This window comes from Leifsonia sp. 10N434, assembly GCF_056394405.1.
Genome location: NZ_JBFTHV010000011.1, coordinates 1 through 4,218 on the forward strand (window position 1 = coordinate 1; position 4,218 = coordinate 4,218).

Genomic DNA, 4,218 nt, shown 5'->3' on the forward strand with positions numbered 1-4,218 from the left:
GCCTGGACCGTCTCTGGGCACAGCTTGTCGAGCGCGGACTGAGCGTCATCCTCGAAGACGGGACGTGGCAGCGCGACGAGCGCGATGAGATCCGCCGCATCGCCGAGCGGCTCGGCGCCGGCACCGAGCTGCACTACTTCGATGTCCCGTTCGACGAGCTCTGGCGCCGCCTCGAAACCCGCAACGCCAATCCGCCCTCCGGCACTGTTCCGATCACGCGGGAACTACTCGAGGATTCCCGGCTGCGGCTCCAACGGCCCGATCAGGCTGAGTTCTCGCTCTTCGACCGGTTCGTCGTGCATCATTGAGGGCGCTCGGCGGCCGCCGAGATCCCTCACGACTTCGCGGCGAAACCGATGTAGTCGAGAGCGAGGCGGAGCGTTTGATCACGTGGGCGCGTGCTGTCCACCACCAGGCGATCATCCACCTCTGACCCGCTCCACCTGGTCCCATGTGGGCGGAACAAGATCCGGAACCTGCTCGAACCTCAAGCGGCTGTTCAGCTTCTTTTCGACCACCCCCGCACCCTAGCCGCTCCGATCCGGACAGCAGGCTCGTGTTACACGGGACGGTCGAGCGCTGCGTGATGTCACACCCGGCTCTCCGGATCCGTCCCAGGTGATGCAGGTTGCACTAATCCGAACGGGAGAGAGACATGACGGGCACGGACCAACTGGCGGGCAAGACAGCAATCGTGACGGGCGCGAGCCGAGGGATCGGCTTGGCGATCGTACGCGCACTGGCGGACGCGGGCGCGCGAGTGGTCGGCTCCGCCCGAACGGCGACCCGGGAACTCGCCGATCGTGCCTCGGTCGTCGTCACCGCCGATCTCACCACCCCCGATGGCCCGGCGGAACTCGTGCAGACGGCGCTGGAACGTGTGGGAGACATCGACATCCTGGTCAATTGCGCGGGCGGAGGGAGCCCCGACGACCTCCGCGACTTCTTCGGCTACGACGACGAGATCTGGCGCAAGACCTTCGCGCTGAACCTGTACGCAGCGGTCCGCACCTGTCGGGCAGCGATCCCCAGTCTGATCCGCCGCGGGGGCGTGATCGTGAACATCTCGTCCGTCGGCGCGCATCTGCCCCAGACAGGCCCGGCGCCGTACGGCGCAGCCAAGGCCGCGCTCACCGCGTACAGCAAGGCCCTGGCCGAGGAGGTGGCGCGCGACGGGGTGCGCGTGGTCACCATCACCCCGGGCCTGACCCGTACCCCCATGTGGACCTCAGCCGACGGGATGGGCGCCCAGCTCGCCGCCGCCCAGGGGATCACACTCCCCGAGCTCCTCGACGCGCTTCCCGGGAACGCCGGCAGCAGCACAGGACGGTTCGTCGAACCCGAGGAAGTGGGGGCGCTGACCGCATTCCTCGTCTCCGCAGCAGCGCCCAGTATGACCGGTCAGGAATACATCATCGACGGAGGCGCGATCAAGACCGTATGAACGTTTTGTCGCCGCCTCGGTGCGGTCTATCGTGGGCGGCGGTTCCGCACATCGGTCGGGAGGACGAGGATGAAGCTGCTGCTCACGTCGGGTGGTGTCACGAACGCCGGTATTCGCGACGCGCTGATCGGGATGCTCGGCAAGCCGATCGCCGACAGCAACGCCCTCTTCATCCCCACCGCGCAATGGGGGCAGCCCGCGTGCGACCCGCAGAGCGTCTGGAGGTCGACCGCAGACCGCTGGGGTGACGATCCGGGCCTGGTCGGTCTAGGTTGGAAGTCGGTCGGGGTGCTCGAGCTGACGGCGCTGCCGAGCCTCGCCGAGGAGCGCTGGATGCCGTGGGTGCGCGGGGCCGACGTGCTGCTGGTCGATGGCGGCGAGGCGAGATACCTCTACACCTGGATGCAGCAGTCGGGCCTGGCCGCGCTGCTGCCCGAGCTCCCGGACACCGTCTGGGTGGGCGTGAGTGCAGGCAGCATGGCGATGACTCCGCGTGTCGGCGAAGAGTTCCTGGACTGGCAACCGGATGGCCCCGACGAGGTGCTCGGCGTCACCGATTTCTCGATCTTCCCGCACCTGGACTACCCCGGATGGCCGAGCAACACGCTCGATGCCGCACGGCGCTGGTCTGAGCGCATCCCGGGGCGGTCGTACGCGATCGACGACCAGACTGCGATCTCCGTCGTCGGTGACCGCGTCGAGGTGATCAGCGAAGGACACTGGGAACAGTTCGACCACTGAACGCTGCTGCGGTTGGGGCCCGCCGACGGGCGAAGGACTGACGCTCTGCCGCGACGTGCCAAACGGCGCGTTTGCGCGACGAGCCGTTACACGCTGGCGGCCTGACGCCGGTTCAACCACCACTGCATAACCCGGAGGTCGTCGCGGCCAAATCGGCCGGCAGGGAGTGCGGCCCGGATCCGCTCATCGTCGAACAATCGGGAGGGCCGGATGTCTTTGGGCGGTTCGGGAGCGAATGGTGCCGGTTCGCTGACGCCTTCTGCGAGCATCTGCGCTTGAGCTTTGGCGACGAGCGGGACGACCATCGTCCATTCGGTGAGTTGGGCGAGCGCTCGGATGGTCCAGACCGGAGCGGGCAAGAAGATTGGCCTGCGCCCGGCGACCCGGGCGATTCGACGCACTGCTTCGCCCAGCGTGATTTCCTCGGCTCCCATGACCGCGACAGTCGAGTCGGGGATGCGACCTTCAATGGCTGCGACCATGACATCGATTGCGTCCTCAACTGGAATCGGCCGGACGGTTCGCTCCCGAAACCCGACGGTCGCGAACAGGGGCAGTGTGCGCACTGCACGGGTCACGTGGTTGATCATGTGGTCGCCGGCACCGTAGATCATCCCGGACTTGAGGATCGTGTGGTCGATCCCGGAATGACGCACGAGTTCTTCGGCGGCCCACTTGGATTCGTGATAGCCCGACCCGCAGTCCGGTCTCGCGCGCAGAAAGCTAACCATGACGATCCGCTTCACACCCGCTCGACGCGCGGCCTCGATGACGGCGTGTGTGCCCTTCACGTGAACGCGATCGAAGGTCTGGTCTCCGATCTCGCGGTTGATCCCCGCACAGTGCGCGATTACATCGCATCCGGTGAAGGCCCTGGTCAGCGCGTCGACGTCGTCGATCGCGACGCCTGTGCGGCGCGAGATGATCACGGTTTCCGCCGGGTCCAACCGCTCGGCGAGGTGGCGACCGACGAACCCGGTACCGCCGGTGATGGCTACACGCATGACGTTGCTCCTTCGCTTATTAGCAATGAAGCTAAACTGTATCTAGCAATGGTGCTATATTGCAAACATGACAGACACCGCGAGCGACATCTTCGCAGCTCTCGCCCATCCCACGCGGCGACAGATTCTGCAGGACCTCAAAGACGGTGAGCTCCCCGCTGGTGAGATCGCTGCGCGGTTCAACGCGACCGGACCCACGATCTCCCGACACTTGAGTGTGTTGCGTCAGGCTGGCCTCGTCACAGAAAGACGTGACGCAAACCGGATTCTGTACTCGCTCGTCAGCGACCGACTCGCCTTGTCCGTCGGCGACTTCCTTTCGACTGTGTGTCCGGAACAGATCGTGATGCGCGAGGTTCGGAAACGCGGTAGCGGCCGGGCGAACACCAAGACCGCTGAAGTCTGAGCAAGTCTCCCTGACCTCAATCATCCCTCCCCGGTCGACGTGGCGCAGCCCGTACCCCAAGGGATGCAACTCAGCTTCACCATCGCCGCAGCCGCACTCCTGATCGCGGCTCGCATCAGCCTGCGCATCCGCACACCGCAGCACAGCTGACACAGACCAACCCGCAAAACGCGGCCGATCACCGGCTCCTTCGTCGAAAAGGACCTCCCTCAGCATGACCCTGAAACCGTGGTGCCGAACCGACGACGCGGTAGCGTGATTGTCCGGTGCTGACGACGGGAGCAGCAGCATTTGAATGGGACGCGCGCAGATCCGGGAGGGGTCGCAACTGAGCGGCCCGTCGTCATCCTCTTATGCGGGCTGCCTGGTTCCGGCAAGACGACCTTCGCTCGCCGACGCGAGCGAGAGACGGGCGCGATCCGCTTCAGCACCGACGAGTGGATGGCCGACCTGGGTCTCGACTACTTCGACGCGCTGCGCGACAACGTTCAGGACCGCCTGGACCGTCTCTGGGCACAGCTTGTCGAGCGCGGACTGAGCGTCATCCTCGAAGACGGGACGTGGCAGCGCGACGAGCGCGATGAGATCCGCCGCATCGCCGAGCGGCTCGGCGCCGGCACCGA

Annotated in this window: 6 protein-coding genes; 5 read left to right on the forward strand and 1 reads right to left on the reverse strand. The window is 66.0% G+C overall.

Annotation, left to right across the window (positions count from 1 at the left end):
* From AC1DB1_RS19425 to AC1DB1_RS19435, 3 genes are all read left to right on the forward strand, one after another.
* Nucleotides 1-308: P-loop nucleotide/nucleoside kinase family protein (locus AC1DB1_RS19425; RefSeq protein ID WP_477202010.1), on the forward strand; the 308-nt coding region annotated here is incomplete at its 5' end.
* 347 nt (nucleotides 309-655) lie between these two features.
* Nucleotides 656-1,444 (forward strand): oxidoreductase, encoded by a 789-nt coding sequence (locus tag AC1DB1_RS19430; protein WP_477202011.1) that lies wholly within the window; start codon nucleotides 656-658, stop codon nucleotides 1,442-1,444.
* A 69-nt stretch (nucleotides 1,445-1,513) separates the two neighbouring features.
* Nucleotides 1,514-2,185: a Type 1 glutamine amidotransferase-like domain-containing protein gene (locus tag AC1DB1_RS19435; RefSeq protein ID WP_477202012.1), complete on the forward strand. Its 672-nt coding sequence runs from the start codon at nucleotides 1,514-1,516 to the stop codon at nucleotides 2,183-2,185.
* 86 nt (nucleotides 2,186-2,271) lie between these two features.
* Here AC1DB1_RS19435 and AC1DB1_RS19440 read toward each other — a convergent pair whose 3' ends face one another.
* Nucleotides 2,272-3,189 (reverse strand): NAD(P)H-binding protein, encoded by a 918-nt coding sequence (locus AC1DB1_RS19440; RefSeq protein WP_477202013.1) that lies wholly within the window; start codon nucleotides 3,187-3,189, stop codon nucleotides 2,272-2,274.
* 67 nt (nucleotides 3,190-3,256) lie between these two features.
* On the opposite strand from AC1DB1_RS19440, the gene AC1DB1_RS19445 reads away from it, so the two are divergent.
* Nucleotides 3,257-3,595: a metalloregulator ArsR/SmtB family transcription factor gene (locus tag AC1DB1_RS19445; RefSeq protein ID WP_477202014.1), complete on the forward strand. Its 339-nt coding sequence runs from the start codon at nucleotides 3,257-3,259 to the stop codon at nucleotides 3,593-3,595.
* 291 nt (nucleotides 3,596-3,886) lie between these two features.
* Nucleotides 3,887-4,218 (forward strand): P-loop nucleotide/nucleoside kinase family protein (locus AC1DB1_RS19450; RefSeq protein WP_477202015.1); only part of this gene is annotated, 332 nt, incomplete at its 3' end.

What these genes read in the sequence shown, in the direction of transcription:
- AC1DB1_RS19430 (WP_477202011.1), top strand. Translation starts at nt 656, where the DNA reads ATGACGGGCACGGACCAACTGGCGGGCAAGACAGCAATCGTGACGGGC.
- AC1DB1_RS19435 (WP_477202012.1), top strand. Translation starts at nt 1,514, where the DNA reads ATGAAGCTGCTGCTCACGTCGGGTGGTGTCACGAACGCCGGTATTCGC.
- AC1DB1_RS19440 (WP_477202013.1), bottom strand. Translation starts at nt 3,189, where the DNA reads ATGCGTGTAGCCATCACCGGCGGTACCGGGTTCGTCGGTCGCCACCTC.
- AC1DB1_RS19445 (WP_477202014.1), top strand. Translation starts at nt 3,257, where the DNA reads ATGACAGACACCGCGAGCGACATCTTCGCAGCTCTCGCCCATCCCACG.